The 19,827-nt window shown below is 69.8% G+C and carries 22 protein-coding genes, 1 tRNA gene and 1 pseudogene; 15 read left to right on the top strand and 9 right to left on the bottom strand.

The window, feature by feature from the left end:
• Positions 1 to 14 precede the first annotated feature (14 nt).
• Positions 15 to 1,046, bottom strand: coding sequence for a hypothetical protein (locus HF995_RS12885; RefSeq protein ID WP_350308903.1), 1,032 nt, complete (start codon positions 1,044 to 1,046; stop codon positions 15 to 17).
• Positions 1,047 to 1,049: 3 nt separating this feature from the next.
• Entirely contained in the window at positions 1,050 to 1,625 is a 576-nt protein-coding gene (gene dcd, locus HF995_RS12880) for a dCTP deaminase (protein ID WP_168448221.1), read from the bottom strand.
• A 165-nt stretch (positions 1,626 to 1,790) separates the two neighbouring features.
• Between dcd and HF995_RS12875 the strand changes: the two genes are divergently transcribed.
• Both HF995_RS12875 and HF995_RS12870 read left to right on the top strand, forming a co-directional pair.
• The gene (locus HF995_RS12875; RefSeq protein ID WP_168448220.1) at positions 1,791 to 4,259 is read left to right on the top strand and encodes a glycoside hydrolase family 94 protein; all 2,469 of its coding nucleotides are present in this window, start codon (positions 1,791 to 1,793) and stop codon (positions 4,257 to 4,259) included.
• Positions 4,256 to 5,272 (top strand): aldose epimerase family protein, encoded by a 1,017-nt coding sequence (locus tag HF995_RS12870; protein WP_350308902.1) that lies wholly within the window; start codon positions 4,256 to 4,258, stop codon positions 5,270 to 5,272. The genes HF995_RS12875 and HF995_RS12870 overlap by 4 nt, the downstream gene beginning before the upstream one ends.
• 105 nt (positions 5,273 to 5,377) lie before the next feature.
• Here the strand turns inward: HF995_RS12870 and HF995_RS12865 are convergent, their stop codons facing one another.
• Positions 5,378 to 5,722 carry a TM2 domain-containing protein gene (locus tag HF995_RS12865; RefSeq protein ID WP_168448219.1) on the bottom strand — a complete coding sequence of 115 codons (345 nt, stop codon included), beginning with the start codon at positions 5,720 to 5,722 and terminating at the stop codon, positions 5,378 to 5,380.
• Positions 5,723 to 5,900: 178 nt separating this feature from the next.
• Between HF995_RS12865 and HF995_RS12860 the strand changes: the two genes are divergently transcribed.
• A tRNA-Gly gene (locus tag HF995_RS12860) sits at positions 5,901 to 5,974 on the top strand.
• Between the two features lie 75 nt (positions 5,975 to 6,049).
• On the opposite strand, the pseudogene HF995_RS12855 reads toward HF995_RS12860, so the two are convergent.
• A pseudogene (locus tag HF995_RS12855) lies at positions 6,050 to 6,340 on the bottom strand (integrase core domain-containing protein); the annotation flags it as partial.
• A gap of 96 nt (positions 6,341 to 6,436) precedes the next feature.
• On the opposite strand from HF995_RS12855, the gene HF995_RS12850 reads away from it, so the two are divergent.
• On the top strand, positions 6,437 to 7,504 hold the full coding sequence (locus tag HF995_RS12850; RefSeq protein ID WP_168448218.1) for an ISL3 family transposase: 1,068 nt from the start codon (positions 6,437 to 6,439) through the stop codon (positions 7,502 to 7,504).
• A 132-nt stretch (positions 7,505 to 7,636) separates the two neighbouring features.
• On the opposite strand, the gene HF995_RS12845 is transcribed toward HF995_RS12850, so the two are convergent.
• Positions 7,637 to 8,230: a cadmium resistance transporter gene (locus HF995_RS12845; RefSeq protein ID WP_168448217.1), complete on the bottom strand. Its 594-nt coding sequence runs from the start codon at positions 8,228 to 8,230 to the stop codon at positions 7,637 to 7,639.
• On the bottom strand, positions 8,227 to 8,586 hold the full coding sequence (cmtR, locus tag HF995_RS12840) for a Cd(II)/Pb(II)-sensing metalloregulatory transcriptional regulator CmtR (protein ID WP_168448216.1): 360 nt from the start codon (positions 8,584 to 8,586) through the stop codon (positions 8,227 to 8,229). Before cmtR ends, HF995_RS12845 begins: the two co-directional genes overlap by 4 nt.
• A gap of 364 nt (positions 8,587 to 8,950) precedes the next feature.
• On the opposite strand from cmtR, the gene HF995_RS12835 reads away from it, so the two are divergent.
• Together HF995_RS12835 and HF995_RS12830 are read left to right on the top strand one after the other, a co-directional pair.
• A complete protein-coding gene (locus HF995_RS12835; RefSeq protein ID WP_245854652.1) occupies positions 8,951 to 9,175 on the top strand; it encodes a hypothetical protein in 225 nt (74 codons plus the stop codon).
• Positions 9,172 to 9,420 carry a hypothetical protein gene (locus tag HF995_RS12830; RefSeq protein WP_168448215.1) on the top strand — a complete coding sequence of 83 codons (249 nt, stop codon included), beginning with the start codon at positions 9,172 to 9,174 and terminating at the stop codon, positions 9,418 to 9,420. Before HF995_RS12835 ends, HF995_RS12830 begins: the two co-directional genes overlap by 4 nt.
• A 2-nt stretch (positions 9,421 to 9,422) precedes the next feature.
• On the opposite strand, the gene HF995_RS12825 is transcribed toward HF995_RS12830, so the two are convergent.
• Complete coding sequence (locus HF995_RS12825) at positions 9,423 to 10,541, bottom strand: sensor histidine kinase (protein WP_434060865.1); 1,119 nt, start codon at positions 10,539 to 10,541, stop codon at positions 9,423 to 9,425.
• Complete coding sequence (locus HF995_RS12820) at positions 10,538 to 11,266, bottom strand: response regulator (protein WP_350308901.1); 729 nt, start codon at positions 11,264 to 11,266, stop codon at positions 10,538 to 10,540. The genes HF995_RS12825 and HF995_RS12820 overlap by 4 nt, the downstream gene beginning before the upstream one ends.
• A gap of 134 nt (positions 11,267 to 11,400) precedes the next feature.
• Between HF995_RS12820 and HF995_RS12815 the strand changes: the two genes are divergently transcribed.
• From HF995_RS12815 to HF995_RS12775, 9 genes are all read left to right on the top strand, one after another.
• Positions 11,401 to 11,697 (top strand): glutaredoxin, encoded by a 297-nt coding sequence (locus HF995_RS12815; protein WP_098457611.1) that lies wholly within the window; start codon positions 11,401 to 11,403, stop codon positions 11,695 to 11,697.
• A gap of 1 nt (position 11,698) precedes the next feature.
• Positions 11,699 to 12,682 carry a cytochrome c biogenesis CcdA family protein gene (locus HF995_RS12810; protein WP_168448213.1) on the top strand — a complete coding sequence of 328 codons (984 nt, stop codon included), beginning with the start codon at positions 11,699 to 11,701 and terminating at the stop codon, positions 12,680 to 12,682.
• Entirely contained in the window at positions 12,679 to 13,305 is a 627-nt protein-coding gene (locus tag HF995_RS12805; protein ID WP_168448212.1) for a redoxin domain-containing protein, read from the top strand. The genes HF995_RS12810 and HF995_RS12805 overlap by 4 nt, the downstream gene beginning before the upstream one ends.
• Positions 13,306 to 13,530: 225 nt before the next feature.
• Complete coding sequence (locus tag HF995_RS12800) at positions 13,531 to 14,154, top strand: DUF305 domain-containing protein (protein ID WP_168448211.1); 624 nt, start codon at positions 13,531 to 13,533, stop codon at positions 14,152 to 14,154.
• A gap of 111 nt (positions 14,155 to 14,265) precedes the next feature.
• The gene (locus HF995_RS12795; protein WP_286189646.1) at positions 14,266 to 14,658 is read left to right on the top strand and encodes a hypothetical protein; all 393 of its coding nucleotides are present in this window, start codon (positions 14,266 to 14,268) and stop codon (positions 14,656 to 14,658) included.
• A gap of 195 nt (positions 14,659 to 14,853) precedes the next feature.
• The gene (locus tag HF995_RS12790) at positions 14,854 to 15,255 is read left to right on the top strand and encodes a four-helix bundle copper-binding protein (protein ID WP_098457607.1); all 402 of its coding nucleotides are present in this window, start codon (positions 14,854 to 14,856) and stop codon (positions 15,253 to 15,255) included.
• Between the two features lie 96 nt (positions 15,256 to 15,351).
• Positions 15,352 to 15,993, top strand: coding sequence for a DUF305 domain-containing protein (locus tag HF995_RS12785; RefSeq protein WP_286189645.1), 642 nt, complete (start codon positions 15,352 to 15,354; stop codon positions 15,991 to 15,993).
• Between the two features lie 118 nt (positions 15,994 to 16,111).
• Positions 16,112 to 18,271, top strand: a complete 2,160-nt coding sequence (locus HF995_RS12780; RefSeq protein ID WP_168448210.1) for a heavy metal translocating P-type ATPase — start codon at positions 16,112 to 16,114, stop codon at positions 18,269 to 18,271.
• A gap of 65 nt (positions 18,272 to 18,336) precedes the next feature.
• Complete coding sequence (locus tag HF995_RS12775) at positions 18,337 to 18,906, top strand: CueP family metal-binding protein (protein ID WP_350308900.1); 570 nt, start codon at positions 18,337 to 18,339, stop codon at positions 18,904 to 18,906.
• A gap of 371 nt (positions 18,907 to 19,277) precedes the next feature.
• On the opposite strand, the gene HF995_RS12770 is transcribed toward HF995_RS12775, so the two are convergent.
• Positions 19,278 to 19,748 (bottom strand): hypothetical protein, encoded by a 471-nt coding sequence (locus tag HF995_RS12770; protein ID WP_168448209.1) that lies wholly within the window; start codon positions 19,746 to 19,748, stop codon positions 19,278 to 19,280.
• Positions 19,749 to 19,827 lie beyond the last annotated feature (79 nt).

Genomic DNA, 19,827 nt, shown 5'->3' with positions numbered 1-19,827 from the left:
GCACGTCGCGCGGGTCAGAGGTCCTCAGGTGCGACCAGGAACTCAGCCTCGTCGACGATCTCGCCGCCGACCGCCCTGTGCAGCGCCGCCGTGACAGCGCCGAGTCGCGGCGTCGCACGGCCGCGCGCGACCCGGTGGGCGAGCGGGGGCCGCTCTTCCTCGAGGTCGTCGTCGACCGGGTACCAGCGCACCCGGTAGGCGACGGCGCCGCCGTCGGCCCAGGGCAGGCCCCGCAGCGAGGTCGGCAACGACTCCTCGCCGCCGATCTCGATCGCGACGAGCCCGTCGTCGTGCAGGTCGAGGTGGATCGCGTACCCGGTCGGCGCCTCGTCCGAGGTGAGCGCCTCGATGTCGGCGTCCTCCGCGCGCTGGTGGACGAACTCGCGGACGTCGTCCTCGAGCCGGGGGACGTGCGGCAGCGTCGCCACGATGCTCTTCGCGGGCGGCCCCGCCCACGGGACACCGCCGGGCGCCCACGTCGCGCGGCGGTCGACGTCGCGCACGACGGCGAGGGCCGCCTCGGGTGCGAGCCACACGTCGGAGTAGACGGTCAGGTCGATGCGCGCCCCGGGGTCTGGGGTGAGCACGCGCTGCGCGCCGTCGACGTCGACCACGACCGAGCCGTGCAGCCGCCGCGCGGCCGCGACGAGCCACTGCACGACACGTTCCTCCTCGCGCACGGGCAGACCGTCCGGGAAGGTGCGGGCGAGGCCGTCACGGTCGGACTGCCCGGCGTGCGGGGCGTCGCCGCGCTCGCGCGGGCACGCGACGTCGTAGACCCCCGCGCGGTCTTCGCCGCGCAGCGGGCCGCCAGGCGCGTACGGCCCGGCGAGGTGCGTGTGACGGTTGAGGCGCAGCACGCCGGCGGCGACGTCGTCAGCCGTGACGAGCCAGCGCGCGCCGGGGAAGCGGCTGAGCGCGAGGCACTCGATCTCCTCGACGTCGATCTCGGGCCCGACGACGAGCGCGTGGCGGGAGAAGCGCTGACGGCCCGACGCGGGGCGCAGCTCCTCGCGCGGGGCGTCCGGGTACTGCTCGCGTGCCACGTGTCAGACCTGCGTGCGGTGGAAGCCCTGGGCCGAGCGGGACGGCGTCGGCCCGCGCTGCCCCTGGTAGCGCGACCCGTAGACGGGCGAGCCGTACGGGTTCTCGGCGGGCGAGGAGAGGCGGAAGAAGCAGAGCTGACCGATCTTCATACCGGGCCACAGGGTGATCGGGAGCGTCGCGACGTTCGACAGCTCGAGCGTGACGTGACCCGAGAAGCCGGGGTCGATGAAGCCCGCGGTCGAGTGGGTGAGCAGGCCGAGGCGGCCGAGCGAGGACTTGCCCTCGAGGCGCGCAGCGATGTCGTCGGGCAACGTGACCTGCTCGTACGTCGAGCCGAGGACGAACTCGCCCGGGTGCAGCACGAACGGTTCACCGGCGTCGACCTCGACGAGCCGCGTGAGGTCGGGCTGGTCGGTGGCGGGGTCGATGACCGCGTACTTGTGGTTGTCGAAGAGCCGGAAGAACCGGTCGAGCCGCACGTCGATGCTCGACGGCTGGATCATGGTCGGTTCGTAGGGGTCGAGCACGACCCTCGCGGAGTCGATCTCGGCACGGATGTCGCGGTCGGAGAGCAGCACGTGGATACCGTACCGCCAGGCCCCCGGGCGGTCGCACGGAGGGTCTCCGCGGACCTCTTCGCAAGCGCTCCCGAATCGGCTACGATCGGGGTACAGCTCATATGGAAGCGCTCCCACGGCAATGCTGCCGGTCGGCGACCCCCACCCCCCGAGAGGCTCAGTCCCATGCGTTACGGCCACTTCGACGATGCCGCCCGCGAGTACGTCATCACGACGCCGCACACCCCCTACCCCTGGATCAACTACCTCGGGTCGGAGCAGTTCTTCTCCCTGGTCTCGCACCAGGCAGGCGGCTACTCGTTCTACCGTGACGCGAAGATGCGCCGCCTGACGCGCTACCGCTACAACAACATCCCCGCCGACGCAGGCGGCCGCTACCTCTACGTGAACGACGGCGGCGACGTCTGGACCCCGTCCTGGCTCCCCGTCAAGGCTGACCTCGACCACTTCGAGACGCGCCACGGGATGGGCTACACGTCCATCACCGGCGAGCGGAACGGCCTCTCCGTCGAGACCCTGCTGTTCGTGCCGCTCGGCGAGAACGCCGAGGTCCAGCGCATCACGTTCACGAACACCTCCGACGCCCCCAAGAGCTTCTCCGCGTTCACGTTCGTCGAGTTCTGCCTCTGGAACGCGCAGGACGACCAGACGAACTACCAGCGCAACCTCAACATCGGTGAGGTCGAGGTCGAGCAGGACGCCCCGAACGGCTCCGCGATCTACCACCGCACCGAGTACCGCGAGCGCCGCGACCACTACGCCGTCTTCGGCGTCAACGCGAAGGCCTCAGGCTTCGACACCGACCGCGACACGTTCGTCGGCGCGTACAACGGCCTCGGCGAGGCCGCGGTCCCGCGCGCCGGCCGGTCGGCGGACTCGGTCGCGTCGGGCTGGTACCCGATCGGCTCCCACCAGCTCGACGTCACGCTCGAGCCCGGCGAGTCGCAGACCTTCGTCGTCGTCCTCGGCTACATCGAGAACCCCGACGAGGAGAAGTGGGCCGACGCCGCCCACCAGGTCATCAACAAGGAGCGCGCGCACGCCCTCCTGTCGCGCTTCGCGACGACCGAGCAGGTCGACGCCGCGTTCTCCGCGCTCAAGGAGCACTGGACCAACCTCCTGTCGACGTACTCGGTCAAGAGCGACGACGAGAAGCTCGACCGGATGGTCAACATCTGGAACCAGTACCAGTGCATGGTCACGTTCAACATGTCCCGCTCGGCCTCCTTCTTCGAGACGGGCATCGGCCGCGGCATGGGCTTCCGCGACTCCAACCAGGACCTCCTGGGCTTCGTGCACCTCATCCCTGAGCGTGCCCGCGAGCGCATCCTCGACATCGCTGCGACGCAGTTCCCGGACGGCTCGGCGTACCACCAGTACCAGCCGCTGACGAAGCGCGGGAACAACGACATCGGCTCGGGCTTCAACGACGACCCGATGTGGCTCGTCGCGGGCGTGGCCGCGTACATCAAGGAGACGGGCGACTTCTCGATCCTCGACGAGCAGGTCCCGTTCGACAACGACGACTCCCTCGCGGACTCGCTGTTCGAGCACCTCACGCGCTCGTTCGACTTCACGACGAACAACCTCGGCCCGCACGGCCTGCCGCTCATCGGGCGTGCGGACTGGAACGACTGCCTCAACCTCAACTGCTTCTCCACGACGCCTGGCGAGTCGTTCCAGACGACGGAGAACCAGGCGGGCGGCGTCGCCGAGTCCGTCTTCATCGCTGCGCAGTTCGTGCTGTACGGCGAGGAGTACGCCGAGCTCGCCGAGCGTCGCGGCCTCGCCGACGTCGCTGCGAACGCCCGCAAGGCGGTCGAGGACATGCGCCAGGCGGTGCTCACGCACGGCTGGGACGGCCAGTGGTTCCTGCGCGCGTACGACTACTACGGCGACAAGATCGGCACGGACGAGCACGCCGAGGGCAAGATCTGGATCGAGCCGCAGGGCTTCGCGGTCATGGCCGGCATCGGTGTCGGCTCGGGCCCGGACGACAAGGACGCTCCCGCGGTCAAGGCGCTCGACTCGGTCAACGAGATGCTCGCGACCGACCACGGCATGGTGCTGCAGTTCCCCGCGTACACGACCTACCAGGTCAACATGGGCGAGGTCTCGACCTACCCGCCGGGCTACAAGGAGAACGGTGGCATCTTCTGCCACAACAACCCGTGGGTCATCATCGGCGAGACGGTGCTCGGTCGCGGCGCTCAGGCGTTCGACTACTACAAGCGCATCACCCCGGCGTACCGCGAGGACATCTCCGACACGCACCGCCTCGAGCCGTACGTGTACGCGCAGATGATCGCGGGCAAGCAGGCCGTGCGTCACGGTGAGGCCAAGAACTCCTGGCTGACCGGCACGGCGGCGTGGAACTTCGTCGCGGTCTCGCAGTACCTGCTCGGTGTGCGCCCCGACTACGACGGTCTCGTCGTCGACCCGCAGATCGGCCCGGACGTCCCGTCGTACACCGTGACGCGTGTCGCGCGCGGCGCGACGTACGAGATCTCGGTGACGAACTCGGGCGCCCCGGGCGCCCGCGGCCGCCTGACGGTCGACGGCGTGGCGGTCGAGGGGAACCACGTGCCGTACGCGCCGGCTGGCTCGACCGTGAAGGTCGACGTCGTCCTGTGAGCGTGACGGACGCGCCCGTGCGTCCCGTCGAGGGTTCGTCCGCGGGGCCGTTCGCGAGCGTTGAGGCCTCTGCCCCGGTGCTCGCGGACGACCCGCGCGTCGTCCCGCTCGCGACGGCGACGTGGCGGGCCGGGATCGTCCCCGGTGCTGCGGCGTCTCTCGCGTACGCCCAGGTCCTGGTCGACGGCGTGTGGCGGGACCTCGTGCGCCCGACGGGCTCGAGCAAGCTGGACAGCCCGACGTCGTGCGCGAGCTTCCCGCTCGTGCCGTGGTCCAACCGCGTCGCGGGGGCGCGGCTGACGTGGGGTGGGCGCACGTGGCGCCTGCCGCGCACGTCGCCCGACGGCACCGCGATGCACGGGGCGGTCCTGCCGTTCGCGTTCGACGTCGTCGAGCGCACGGACCTGTCGGTACGGATGGTCTTCGACTCGCGTCGTGCCGTCGGCGTCGGCTTCCCGTGGGCGTTCTGCGCGGAGATCACGTACGCGCTCGACGAGCAGGGCCTGAGCGTGACGACGACAGTCGAGAACGTCGACGCGGAGCCGTTCCCTGCGGGGTTCGGGCATCACCCGTACTTCGTGCGGCACCTCGTCCCGGGCACGGAGGACGCGCTGCTCGAGGTCCCGGTGACGCGTGGTTACCGGCTGGTCGACGCGATCGCGACCGAGGAGGCGGGCGACGTACCGGCTCGTGCGGACTTCCGGACGATGCGACCTCTCGGCGACCGTTTCGTCGACGACTGCCTCACGGGCCGCGTCGACGGCGCGCCCGCACGCATCGTCTACCCGGGCGCTCGCGCTGACGGGTCCGACGTCGAGGTGAGAATCCACGCCGACGACGTCTACGCGCACTGGGTCGTCTACGTCCCGGTCCGCCGGACGTACTTCGCGGTCGAGCCTGCGACCAACGCGAACGGCGGGTTCGCGCTCGCCGACCGCGGCGTGCCGGGCAGCGGCGTGTTCGTCCTCGAGCCGGGCGAGTCCCGCACGGGCACGTTCTCGATCTCGGTGTGACGCTACGGCGTCACGACGCCGCAGCCTGACGCACGCATCCCGACGCACGTACAGAGGCGCCCGTCCCCCGAGGGGACGGGCGCCTCTGTACGTGCGTGCGCGGGGTCAGCTCGTGAGCGGGCGACCCTCGGCGTCGACGGAGTACGTGCCTTCCTTCGAGACCAGGTAGAGGATGCCCTCGACGAAGCCCCAGATGCCCGCGAGACCGAAGGTCAGGACGCTCGCGATGATCTGGATGACGCCGATCTTCGTGTAGCCCAGGTAGAACCGGTGGATGCCGATGCTGCCGAGGAAGATGCCGAGCAGGCCGGCGACGATCCGCGACTTCGCGTTCGGGTCGGAGTAGGGCTGCTGGTAGGGCTGCTGGGGGTACTGCTGGTACGGCTGCTGCTGATACGGCTGCTGCTGGTAGGGCTGCTGCTGCTCAGGGTTGGGCGTGTGCTCGGACATGTCCACCTCGTCTCGTTCGTGGCGCCGCGGCCACGACGTGCGGCCCGGGCGTGCGCCTCCTGTGCGGGCGCGCGGAGACAACGTAGCGCGTCGCGGACGCCCATGTCAGCGGCGTATCAGACACAGGCGGGCAGACCGGGTATGATCGTCTGTGCACCCGGTCGAACGAGCGGGTCACGCGGATGTAGTTCAATGGTAGAACTTCAGCTTCCCAAGCTGATAGCGCGGGTTCGATTCCCGTCATCCGCTCCACACCGAGATCCTCTCGAGCTCCCGTCCCATCGCCGAGACCACGTCGCAGCCAACCCGGACCGGCTCCGCGCCCGCCTAGCTGTTCCGTGTCATGACGTTGGTGACACTCGCTCGGAGGCGTGAAGCGGGGGGCTGGTCGCCAGCCGCAGTGTGGGCTCGATGGTAGTTGTAGTGGATGTTCCAGACGGTCATCGCGTCGGCGCGTTGGGCTTCTGAGGTCCATTCGCGGGCGTAGAGGATCTCTTCGGCCAGGGTGCGGTTGTAGCGCTCGACTTTCCCGTTGTGCTTGGGGGTGTGGAGCCGGATGCGCTGGTGCTTCGCGGCGGTCGCCTGGATCGAGCGAGTGAAATCCGGCTCTTCACAGTTGAGCGTGTAGCTTCCCTCCGCGCGGCGGTCGGCGGGTAGAGGTCGAGGCCCCCCGAAGATGGAAGTTCTCACACTGCCCATCTGGAAGACCTCGACGTGCCTGACGCTACCTTCACCACCCCGGACCTGACGACCTTCACACGCCTGGACGCCCTGGGACTCTTCGCCACCGGGCAGCGTCTCGAGCCCGACCGGGCCGTCCTGGAGTGCCGCGTCTCCCCGCCTGGTGAGGACGCGTTCTGCCACCAGTGCGGTGCTCAAGGAGCCGCTCGAGGAACCGTCGCGCGCCGGCTCGCTCACGAACCGCTGGGATGGCGACCCACGACCTTGCTCGTGCGTGCCCGCCGCTTCGGCTGCAGGCCGTGCGGGCGTGTGTGGACTCAGGACACCTCGCGCGCCGCAGAGCCCCGAGCCAAGCTCTCCCGCAGCGCGGTGCACTGGGCGTTGGTAGCCCTCGTCGTCCAGCACCTGAGCATCGCCCGGGTCGCCGAAGGGCTCGGGGTCGCATGGAACACCGCCAACGACGCCGTCCTTGCCGCAGGCTTCCAGCTGCTCATCAACAACCCCACCCGGTTCGAGGGCGTCAAGGTGCTCGGCGTCGACGAGCATGTGTGGCGCCACGCTCGTGGCGGGGACAAGTACGTCACCGTCATCATCGACCTGACCCCCGTACGCGAGAAGACCGGACCCGCCCGGTTGCTGGACATGGTCGAAGGTCGCTCCAAGGCCGTGTTCAAACGGTGGCTCGCCGCTCGCCCCGCCCCCTGGCAGGAGCACATCGAGGCGGTCGCGATGGACGGCTTCATCGGCTTCAAGAGCGCCACCGTCGAAGAGCTCCCCGACGCTGCGGCGGTCATGAACCCGTTTCACGTGGTGCGCCTGGCGGGCGAGGCGCTGGAGAACTGCCGCCGTCGCGTCCAGCAGGACATCTTCGGGCGACGGGGCATGAAGGGCGACCCGCTCTACCAGTCTCGGCGCACGCTGCTCACCGGCGCGGGCCTGGTAGAGCGGCCCGGCACCAGCAACGGGCCCACCGAGGCGATCAACGGCCGACTTGAGCACCTGCGCGGCACCGCCCTCGGCTTTCGCAACCTCACCAACTACATCGCTCGCAGCCTCCTGGAATCTGGAGGCTTCAGACCCCGGCTACACGCTCAACTGTGAAGAGCCGGTTTTTGCAGCGCTCCGTGGCGGTCTTGTTGCCGCGATCAGGCAGGACCGGCTTGCAGGTAGGTGTCGCGGTCTGAACCGAGAGGGGTGCGCCCGGTCGGGGCCGTTTGGATCGCTGCCGCTACGTCAGAGTCCGAAGGCTCCGCCGCTGACGAGGATCACGATGCCGAGGCCGATGAGAACGATGGGGAAGAGGATGTGCTCCCAGCGTTCGAGCACTTCGGCGATCGGGGGGCGGGTGGCGACGAACTTTGCCAGGGCCACCAGGACCGCGACGAGCGCGAGGAAGACGATGCAGTGGGCGACTGCTACGAGAGGTTCCACGCTGAGGAAGACAGGGGTGTAGACGCCGATGTTGTCGCCGCCGTTGGCAAGGGTGACGCCTGCGACTGTCCACACGCCGACCTTCTTGCCGGCAACCTTGGCCTCGTCGTCATCGTCTCCGCGCCAGGCCTGCCATGCGGCCCAGAGGCCGAGGCCCAGAGGGATGAGACCGAAGTACGGGATGGCTGCCGAGGGCAGGAATGCTCCGGCACCGATGGTCACCAGGACCGCGGCACCGAGGATGCCGGCGAATCCGAGGTACTGGCCGGCCAGAATGCGGGCGGTAGTGCCGCGCTGGCCTGCCCCTCGCGCGAAGAAGAGGGAGAGCACGATGATGTCGTCGATGTTGGTCGCTGCGAACAGGCCCATCGCCTGCAAGACCGAGGTGAGGATCATGCGCCCTCCCCAGCTGCGTCGCATCCCGGAAGCGAGCAGGCGGGATCGATGCACGGGGCGTCTTCGTCCACTGCCAGCGTGGCATCGACCAGTGCCGTCAGCGCCTGCGCCAGGTGCGAATCGGCGATCTCATATCGTGTCCGACGACCCTCGGGCTCGGAGACGACGATCCCGCAATCGCGCAGGCATGCCAGGTGGTTGGACACGTTCGGGCGTGTCAGGTCCAGATCTCGGGCCAGTTCCGCCGGGTAAGCGGGATGGTCGAGCAGGGTCAAGATCATCCGGGATCGAGTGGGGTCGGCCAGTGCACGACCCAGGCGGTTCATCACGTCGAGACGCGAAGCAATAGTCAGCATGGACTGAACTATACAGCGCGCACTGAACACTCGGTCACAGGCGTCAGCCCAGATCGCATGCCCGTAACCGAAACTACGGCGAGATCGTGCCAAGCGACCACGCCGGGATGCGTGGACCCCCATCGGCACACGTGCGCAAGGCGCGATGGCGGCGACTGCGACGATGGAGCCTGAGGTTGAGCCGCTAGTCGCGGCGCCCCGAGCAGCCTGGCATCGACTGCCCCAGTGGGTCTGCGTCCCGACGAGTCTCTTTCATCGAGCCTTCATCGGACCTCGACCGCGTCTTGGGGGTGTCCGGGCCAGCCTGGGGCGGTGGGCGCCGTCGGCGCCCGGCGCGAGAGGGAGCGGACCGATGCCGTGGTGCGTGGATCTGGGAGTCGGCGGGTGGCTGGTCCTCGCGTCGAGCCTGGCGGTACTGGGCATGGCCGTGTGGGCGGTGACGCGACTATTTCCCGCGGCACCCCAGCCGGACGCGGTGACCGTGCTCGACGCCCGGCTGGCGGCCGGGCAGATCGATGTGGACACCTACCGCAGGCTTCGCGCCGAGCTCGCCGGACCTGTGCCGGCGCGATCGGAAGGACTGCGATGAAGAGCCACCTCAAGGGAATGGTCGTCGCTGCGGCGGCGGTGCTGGTCGTGGCGCTGGCGGCTGGTGTGCGGCCTGGCGCGGCGTTGCCGCTGGCGGCTGCGCTCGCGTGCCCGCTGATGATGATCGCCATGATGGTGTGGATGCACCGCCGCGGCCACACCGGGCACGACCACCATGGCGCGCACGACGTCACGGACGCGCCTATGACGTCGCCGTCGCACAGCGCGGCGCCGGGAGGCCGCTGAGCTCAGGCGGGCGGCACCGGAAGCGTGACGGTGAATGATGCGCCGGCCCCTGGGCCGTCGCTCGTCGCGGTGATGGTGCCGCCGTGGGCCTCGGTGAGCGCCTTGCAGATCGCCAGGCCGATGCCGGAACCCCCGTGGGCGCGGTCCCGCGCGGTGTCGGCACGGTAGAAGCGCTCGAACAGGTGCGGCAGGTGCTCCGCCGCGATGCCGGCACCGGTGTCGGCCACGTGCAGCGCCACCCGCTGGTGATCGTCGGTCGCGCGGAGGGTGATCGTGCCCCCGGCCGGGGTGTGACGCAGTGCGTTGGCGACCAGGTTGTCCAGGACCTGGCCCATGCGCTGGCGGTCCACACGGACGTGTCCGAGCTCGGGGTCGACCTGGACCCGCAGGTCGACCCCGGCGGCGGTCGCGCGCTCTCTCCATGTGCCGGCGGTCGCAACGAGCAGCTCGTCGGGGGTCAGCGGTTCGAGTGTCAGGGCTAGGTCACCGGCCTCGGCGTGGGTCACCGCGGCGAGGTCGCGCGCCAGCCGGGTCAGGCGCGAGGCCTGGTCGCGCAGCACGGCCATCGTGGGCTCGTCCATCGGCTGCAGACCGTCCTCCACGGCCTCGAGGTATCCGGCGATGGTCGCGACGGGGGTGCGGACCTCGTGCGCGACGTCGGCCAGGAGCCGGGCCCGCAGCCGCTCGGCCTCCTGCAACCGGGCGGCCATGGCGTTGAACGACTCGGCGAGGTCGTCGAACTCCGCGCCCAGGCCTGCAGCTGGGACGCGGGACTCGTACCGACCGGCGCCCAGGCGGGCCGCAGCGGTGGCCACGGCCGCGAGGGACCGACCGATACGGCGCGCGAGCACGAGACTCACGGCGGCGGAGGCAACGGTGGCGGCGCCCAGGGCCAGGGCCAGGGAGACGGCGCTTGCGTCGCGGAAGGCCCGCTCGGCGTGCAGGACGGCGTCGTCGTGGTCTTCCAGGCCGGCGCGCACCATGTGCTCGTGGAAAAGGCTTGGACCCACGGAGGAGGCGACCAGCCACGCTGTCAGGGCAGCGGTCGCGAGCACGATGACGAGCGCGGTGAGCAGGCGACCGGCAAGGCCCCACCGCGATGCCGTCGGGATCGCCTTCACTCCCCGGTGCCGATCCGGTACCCGACACCTCGAACCGTGCGCACGAACTGTTGGCGGTCAGCGCTGTCGCCCAGCTTCTGGCGCACGTGCAGCACGTGGACGTCGACGAGGTGCTCGTCACCGACCCAGTTCGCCCCCCAGACCTCCTCGATCAGAGCCCGGCGGCTGAACACCCGTCCGGGGCCAGAGGCGAGTGCGGCGAGGACGTCGAACTCGGTGCGGGTCAACGGCACCAAGCGGCCTTCGAGGTGCACCTCGCGGGCGTCGACGTCGAGCCGTAGCGCACCGACCTCCACAGCGGGGCGCGCCGCCGCTGCGACCGCGGTAGCGGGTCGACGCGGCCGGCGGAGCAGGACTGCGACGCGGGCCATGAGCTCGCGCGGACTGAAGGGCTTGGTCATGTAGTCGTCAGCACCGACCGACAGGCCGATGAGGGTGTCGACCTCCTCGGCGCGGGCGGTCAGCATGATCACGTAGCAGTCGGAGAACGTGCGCAGCTGACGGCACACCTCGATCCCATCCAGTCCGGGAAGGCCCAGGTCCAGCACGACGACGTCGGGATCGACCTCGCGCAGCACCTCGACGGCCTGCGCGCCGTCATGGGTCACGCTGACCTCGAACCCGTCCCGTCCGAGGTAGCCGGCCACGAGCCGGGCCAGGGCCTGCTCGTCATCGACGACGACCGCGCGCCGCGCTGTGGTCGTGGTGTCTGGGATGGGGGTCACCTGGCCATTGTGGGCTATGGCCGGACGCCGGCCGGGGACCTTCATCGAACCTTGATCCAAGGGCGACCGGTCCTTCGGTGCGACGCGTCGACGCTTTACACGTCCCGATCCGCGACCTCCCGCAGGAGAAACCCGTGTCCACCACCGAGCCCGCCGACCCACCGGTCGTCGTCACCGTCGTCCACGCCCCGGCGTGCCACTTCTGCCATGACGCCGAGGAGGCCCTGGCGGCCCTGGCCGGCGACTTCCCGCTGGTGGTCCGCAGCGTCGGCATCCAGACGGACGAGGGCCGGGCCCTGGTCGCCGAGCACCGCCCGGCGATGAACCCGTTGGTGCTGGTGGACGGGGAGTTCTTCTCCGCCGGGCGCCTGCCGCGCAAGAAGCTCACCAAGGCCCTGCACAGCCGGCGTGTCCCAGCGGTCGGGGCCTGAGATGGGCAGCGAGCTGCTGACGACCGGGAGCATCCTGGCGGCGTTCTTCGCCGGCGGGGTGGCCCTGTTCGCCCCGTGCTGCATCGTCTTCCTGGCGCCGTCCTACCTCGCCGGTGCGGTCAAGAACGCCAGGTGGCGGCTGCTGCCGCTGACCTTCGTCTTCGCGGCGGGCCTGGCGGTGGTGCTGGTGCCGATCACGCTGGGGATGAGCCTGCTCGCCGGCGCGATCGCCCAGTACCACGCCACGTTGTACTGGGCAGGTGGCCTGCTGATGATCGCCCTGGCGGGCCTGGCCCTGTCGGGTCGGATGTGGTCCTTGCCCTCCTTCCTGCGCGCCCCGGACACCACCCGTGGTGACACCGCGAGCTTCTTCTCCCTCGGGGTGTTCTCCGGGATCGCGTCCTCGTGCTGCGCACCGGTCCTGGCCGGGGTGATGACTCTGTCGGTCCTCTCCGGGTCTCCCATCGGGGGGCTGGCCCTGGGGCTGGCGTACGTGTTCGGCATGGTCTTTCCGCTGTTCGTCATGGCCCTCGTCTGGGACAAGGCGCGCCTCGGTGAGCGCAAGCTGTTCCAGGCAAGAACCGTCCGGCTGTGCGTCGCGGGCCGCACCCTGGTCACCAACACCCTGAACATCGCCGTCGCGGTCGGGTTCGCGGTGATGGGCGTGTTCGTCATCGCCCTGGCCGGCAGCACGGACATGACCGGCGGCTCGGCGTTCCAGGACGCTGCCAGCCGCACCCTGACCGACGTGTTCGCCGCGGTCCAGGAGTTCCTGTCTCCGGTGCCCGAGCCCGTGCAGGGGTTGGCGTTGCTCGCAGTCGCGGCAGCGTTCATCTGGGCGACCCTCGCCGACCGGCGCCGCCTGGCTCGACCGAAGAGCACCGCCCCGGCCACCGCCACGGCAGCTGCAGGGCCGAGCGACGGCCCAGCCGCGTCTGTCCCGTCCTGCCACGCCGCCCCGACCACGGAAGAAGTGACCCGATGACCTCCGGAACCGCCACCCGCCGCCTCGCCGAACGCCAGCAGGTCCTCACGGAGATCCAGCAGGCCCAGGCCGGTGCTGCACGGCGCCGCCAGCGCCTGAGCTGGGCCGCTTGGGGCGCGGCCGCGCTGATCATCGGGGTCATCGTCGCGATCGCGCTGATCACCTCCCAGCCCACCACATCGACCGATGTCCGGGTCGCGCCGGACTTCACCCTGCCGGCCTCGGACGGCTCGAGCGTCTCGCTGGCGGACTTCCGCGGCGAGCCGGTCGTCCTGTACTTCAACGAGGGCGCCGGGTGCGACTCCTGCCTGCTGCAGATGGCCGAGATCGAGAAGGACCCCGCGTTCGCCGAAGCTGGCATCACCGTGCTGCCGATCGTGATGAACACCGCCGACCAGATCAACGCCCACCGCGAACGCCTCGGCGTCCAGGCACCGTTCCTGCTCGACGACGGCACCGTCTCCGCTGCCTACGACACCCTCGGCAAGGGCATGCACGAAGGACTCCCGGGGCACGGGTTCGTCCTGATCGACGCCGAGGGCAACCAGCTATGGCACGGCAACTACCCGTCCATGTGGCTCGCCCCCGCCGACCTGCTCAAGGAGGTGACCGCCCGCCTATAACCATCACCGTCCGACCTGACGCGCGTCACCGACACAACGAAGGAGAGCCCGATGGGCTGCTGCCAGGACACCACCACTGCGACCACCACGACCCCGAGCACGGCCGCCACGGTCAGCGACAGCTGCTGCGGCGAGGGCGCTCAGGGCGCGGACACCTGCTGCGCGACCAGCACCTCAGCCTGACCGATACCGAGTACACCGATCCTGGGAAGGAACCACCCCTTGATGAGCGCGACGCGCCGGCGCCTCGCCGCGACCACAGCAATCCTGGCCCTGACAGCCACCCTTGCCGCCTGCTCCACAGGCGAGGAGCCGACCGCGGAACCGCCCGCGGCGCCCGAGTCCTCGAGCAGCGAGGAAGCCGAGGAGACGACCGAGCACAACGCCGCGGACGTCGAGTTCACGCAGATGATGATCGTCCACCACCAGGGAGCGCTCGAGATGGCCGAGCTCGCGGTCGAGCGCGCCTCCACCGAGGAGGTGCGCACCCTCGCAGAGCGAATCGCTGCAGCGCAGGGCCCGGAGATCGAGCTCATGTCCGGCTGGCTGCAGACGTGGGACGAGGAGCTGCCCGCTGGCGCTGAGCACGGCGGCATGGACCACGGCGGGATGGACATGGACGGCATGGACCAGGAGGAGGCGATGACCACCCTGGCCGGCCTCGAGGGGGTCGAGTTCGACCGGAAGTTCCTCGAGCTCATGGTCGCCCACCACCGCGGAGCCATCGAGATGGCCCAAACTCAGATCGGCGAGGGCGCAGACTCCGACGCCCTGGCGCTCGCCCGGACGATCAGGGACGACCAGAACACAGAGATCACCGAGATGGAGAACCTGCTGCGGTCCCTCTGAGCACCGAGCACGACCGGCAGGAGGCCACCCGCATGAGAGGGTGGCCTCCTGTCGTGTGCGTCTGCCACCGACCCTGCGGCGAAGGAATCGGGGCGGAAGTATCGTCGCCTGATGGCGAACTCCAGTCCGATCTGGAAGGACCTGCCCGGTCTAACTGCGTGCAGTCTCTGCGCCGGGGAAACACTGGGCGAGAGTGACACAGAGGCGGGTGGCCAGCTGCAGCGGCTGCAGCGCCTCGCCGAATCCGGCGTCGCACGCCTCACGACGGTCGAGTGCCTCGACTTGTGCGAATGCGGCGACGCCGTGGTCGCTCGTCCGACCCGTGCCAGCCGCGGTGCCGGCGCACGGCCGGTGTGGTTCGAGCACCTCGCCGGGGACGAGGCAACCGCCGAGCTCGCGGACTGGCTGCGCTCCGGTGGCCCGGGCGCTACGGAACTGCCGGGTGGGCTGGCCAGCAACGTCATCCAGCGGTCCGACGCGGTGTCCGGGGGCCCTTCGGCGTAGTCGTCAGCACGAGGCCCAGGTGCTGCCCTGCCCGCCGTGCGCACGACTCGTCGTCCCGAGCAGTGCGCATCTTCATCGAACCTTCATGGCCACCCGCGCCCTCTCGCCACGCGAGCACGCAGGCGCCTCCTTAGCGTCGAAAAGGTCCCCGCGGCGCGCGATCAACGCACCGCATCTCGACCGAGGAGGAACGACGTGAAGACCACGGAGATGCTCGAGACCTACCCCGCAACCATCAACCTCGACCGACAGTTGCTGGCCCGCGTCATTGAGACCCTCGTCGCCTGCTCGCAGGCGTGCACCGCGTGCGCGGACGCGTGCCTGAGCGAGGAGATGGTCGCGGACCTGCGCAAGTGCATCCGGTCCAACCTCGACTGCGCCGACAGCTGCGCGGCCACGGCGCGGATCCTGTCCCGCCACACCAGTTACGACACCAACATCACCCGGGCCCACCTCGAGGCCTGCATCGCCGCCTGCCGGGCGTGTGGTGATGAGTGCGAGCAGCACGCGGGCATGCACGAGCACTGCCGCGTCTGCGCCGAGGCGTGCCGGGACTGCGAGGCCGCCTGCGCCGAGCTCCTCGCGGCCATCCGCTGAGCGTGGTCGCGCGGTGCCGACGGGCAGCGCGCCCGCAGCACCGCGTGAGCCCGCCCGGCACCCCAGCACGTAGCAGCAAGACGAGGAGGCGCAGCGATGTCTATGCACAGCGAGCACGATGGCGAGTCGAAGAAGGAGGACAACGACGGTGACGACGCCAGCCGCCGGGGTGAGCACCACAGCGGTGGGCAAAGCCATCAGATGAAGGGCATGTACCTGCGGTTCGCCGCCATGATCCTCACCGCCATGGTGGCCATGTACTTCGTGATGTTCGTCGGCTCGTGGGAGCTCGACCACGTCCGGTTCAGCCAGAGCCGCGTCTTCATGGCGGTCACCATGGGCGGCACCATGGGCCTGATCATGCTTGCCTGGATGCTGAACATGTACAAGAACGCCAAGGCGAACATCGCGGTCGTCGCCGTCAGCGTGCTGCTCCTCGTCGGCGGCGTCGTGCTCGACCGCAGTCAGGCCACGGTCGGCGACACCGCGTTCATGCGCGCGATGATCCCCCACCACTCCCTGGCGATCACCCGCTCGGAGCGGGCGCAGATCGACGACGTCCGGGTGTGCAGGCTCGCCGTCGAGATCATCGAAGCCCAGCAGCGGGAGATTGCCGAGATGGACTGGCTCATCGAGGACATCGAGCGCAACGGCATCGCGACGACGGCGGCCGAGGCGGAGGCACGCCCCGTACCGGGCGTCGAGGGCACCGCGCTCCGCTCGTGCCCGGCCCCCTGATCTGACCCATCCGTCGTCGAGCGGTGCGACGACGGGAATACCCGCCGCGCGTGCGCAGTTCCTCGCCATACCACCGGGGGGTATATTCGATGCGAAGCACGGGTCGAGGAGAAGAGCTATGAGCGACGCGCACCAGAGCCACGACATGCACGGCGGCCGTCACAACCGTGCCGGCCATCGGGATGATCGGACGGCCGGCGAGACGGATCTGCGCGCTCAAGACCGCCACGGCGGGCACGGTGCGCACGGCGGAAATCACGGTGACCACGTGGCGCTGTTCCGGCGCCTGTTCTGGATCAATCTCGCGCTGGCCGTGCCGGCGGTGCTGCTCAGCGGGATGTTCGCCGACCTGCTCGGGTACAGCCTCCCTGACGTCCCGGGGCTCGCCTGGGTCGCGCCGGTCCTCGGCACGGCCATCTACCTGTGGGGTGGACGGCCCTTCCTCACGGGGGCCGTCGCCGAGCTCCGGGGCCGCAAGCCCGGGATGATGGTGCTCGTCGGGATGGCGATCACCGTCGCGTTCGTCGCCTCCTGGGCGGCGACCCTCGGCGTGCTCTCGCACGAGCTGGAGTTCTGGTGGGAGCTCGCCCTCCTTGTCGTGATCATGCTGCTCGGCCACTGGCTGGAGATGCGGTCGCTGGCGCAGACCTCTTCCGCCCTCGACTCCCTCGCGGCGCTCCTCCCCGACGAGGCGGAGAAGGTCGACGGCGACTCGGTCGTCGCGGTGCCGCCGTCCTCGCTCGTCCTGGGAGACGTCGTCGTCGTCCGCCCGGGTGCTCGGGTCCCGGCGGACGGGCAGGTCGTCGACGGCGCCGCCGACGTCGACGAGTCGATGATCACGGGCGAGTCGCGGCCCGTACGTCGGACCGTCGGCGACCAGGTCGTCGCGGGGACGGTCTCGACCGACAGCGCCCTGAGGGTGAGGGTCGACGCCGTCGGTGACTCGACCGTGCTGGCCGGGATCCAGCGTCTGGTCGCGCAGGCGCAGTCGTCCACGACGCGTGCGCAGCTGCTGGCCGACCGCGCCGCCGGGTGGCTGTTCTGGTTCGCCCTGGTCGCCGCCATCATCACCGTCGCGATCTGGAGCGCCGTCGGCACACCGGACTTCGCGATCATCCGCGCCATCACGGTCCTCGTCATCGCCTGCCCGCACGCCCTCGGGCTCGCCATCCCGCTGGTGGTGTCGATCTCCACCGAGCGCGCTGCCCGCGGCGGCGTGCTGATCAAGGACCGCGCCGCACTCGAGCGGATGCGCGTGGTGGACACCGTCCTGTTCGACAAGACCGGGACGCTCACCAAGGGCGAGCCCGCCCTGCACGACATCGCCACCACCGGGATCGGTGACGAAGAGCTCCTCGCGCTCGCCGCCGCCGCGGAGGCCGACAGCGAGCACCCCCTCGCGCGTGCGATCACCGCCGCTGCACACCACCGGGGGCTCAGCGTTCCCCGCGCCGAGGACTTCCGGGCCTCCACGGCGGTCGGCGTCTCCGCCACCGTGGAGGGACGCCGCGTCGCCGTCGGCGGGCCGAACCTCCTGACGGAGCACGGGCTCGCTCCCCTACCGGCGACCCAGCCCTGGTCCGATCGCGGGCAGATCGTGCTGCACGTGGTGGTCGACGGCCAGGTGGCCGGAGCGCTCGGGCTCGCCGACGAGGTACGTCAGGAGTCTCGCGAGGCGGTCGACGCCCTCCACGCACTCGGCATCCGCGTCGTGATGATCACCGGCGACGCCGAGCCGGTCGCCAGGGCCGTGGGTGCCGAGCTCGGCATCGATCAGGTGTTCGCGGGCGTCCGCCCCGAGGACAAGAGCAGCAAGGTCGCCTCCCTGCAGGGTGCCGGGCAGACCGTGGCGATGGTCGGCGACGGCGTGAACGACGCCCCCGCCCTCGCTCAGGCCGACGTCGGCGTCGCGATCGGCGCGGGCACCGACGTGGCCATCGCCTCGGCCGGGGTCATTTTGGCCTCGGACGATCCTCGCTCTGTCCTGTCCGTCATCCAGCTGTCCCGTGAGGGCTACCGGAAGATGACGCAGAACCTGTGGTGGGCCGCCGGCTACAACATCGCCGCGGTGCCCCTCGCCGCCGGTGTCCTCGCGCCGGTGGGGTTGGTCCTGCCGATGGAGATCGGCGCGATCCTGATGTCCGTGTCCACGGTCGTCGTCGCCGCCAACGCCCAGCTCCTACGACGTCTCGACCTGAGCCCGGAGGCTTCGACAGCCGCAGCTCACGAGGCCAAGCATGTCGGGCCGCCGTCCCGGACGGCGGTACCGGCTGCCTGAGCAGACGCCCCCTTCATCGGACCTTCATCGTCCGGGGCCGTCGCTCGACGGAGTTGCGCGCGATCGTGAGCGAGGATCTCCATATGCGCTCTCGGTTCCACCTCGCCACCGTCGTCGTCACCAGCGTCGCTCTGCTCGCCGGCTGCTCCGCCACGACGTCGGACGATGACGTACTCGCCGGCCTCGGTCTCGACGGCTTGACCGGTCAGGAGATCGTCACGCAGCTCGACGCCTCCACCGAGAGCCGGCCACTCGACTTCACGGCATCCGTGCGCGAGGACGAGGTGCTCGTCGGCGACGGCACCACGGAGGTCGCTGTCCCGTTGGGCGACAACCAGTTCTACCTGTCGATCGCGCCGTACATCGAAACCACGCACGAGTGCTTCTTCCACAGCCTCGCCACCTGCCAGGGCGAACTGGTCGACGAGCCCGTCGATGTGAAGATCACCGACGCCGGCGGTGCGGTTCTCGTCGAGGAAAGCGCCACGACCTACTCCAACGGGTTCGTCGGCTACTGGCTTCCCGAAGACGGCGAGGGCACGATCGAGATCATCCAGGGCGACCTGAGCGGCAGCGTTCCGTTCAGCACGACCGAGGGCAGCCCGACCTGTGTGACCACCCTCCAACTCACCTGATCGACACGGCCGCTCCGAGCGGGCTCGGCCTCCCTCAGCTCCGCGGCATTGGGCCCAGGTCGGCCTCAGCAGCCACAGGTCCAAGTCGCGGGCGACAGTCCGCGTGCGGTGCGGTCATGACCCTGCGCTGTCGAAGAATCACCACAGCTCCCAGACGAAACGCCCAGCCCTGGACCGCCACCTAGCACCGGCAGGAGACCGTCATCTTCCGCTGGAAGTCACACAACAGGCCAGGGGCACCCGAGACGCGGCCGAAAACGGTCGTTTCTGGGGGATGTTCCTCGACGTGACCAAGTCGTCTGTCGCGCCCGGCGCCGCTAGCTGATGGTTTGGCAATGCCGGGATAGACGGCTCTGAGGGTCGGCAGTGGTCTACTCGGAGGGTGCTTCGGTCGTGTCGGCCTGGGCCTGGGCTTGGGTTGGTCGGCGAAGCGAAGGGAGCGTCCGGGGTGTCTTCGGGGTGTCGATGTCACCTCGGATGAAGACGCGATCGGTGAACTCGCGCACGATTGCGCGTCGATCGTCCTCGTCAAGGTTGGCGGTGAAAGGCAGAACCTGACGCAGTGCAAGGTCGGTCCTCTTCGCTGCCCTGGCTTCAAGGTGGTGCTGTTGCCCGCGGTGCCCGAGCAGGCCAGCCACACCAAGGGTTCCGAGTGAGACGGCCAGACGTGTCAGGGACAGGCCGATGTTGGCGTCGGACTCTGGGTCCAGGCTCAGGAGGTGGAAGACGATCACTGCGAGCCCCGCTGCGCCGATGAGCGCTGCTGCGATGTCGCAGACCCACGCGGCGATGGTCTTGTCTACGGAGCAGGCAAGTGCCTCAAGTTCGTGTACTACGGGCATGTGGCGAACGTCTGGCAGCCATACTCGGGCCGCGAGGCGGGAGGCTACTGCAAATGACTGTGCCAACCGCCGCGATGGT

This window comes from Sanguibacter hominis ATCC BAA-789 (assembly GCF_012396185.1).
GTDB lineage: Bacteria > Actinomycetota > Actinomycetes > Actinomycetales > Cellulomonadaceae > Flavimobilis > Flavimobilis hominis.
This window is presented reverse-complemented; position numbering and strand designations above follow the sequence as displayed.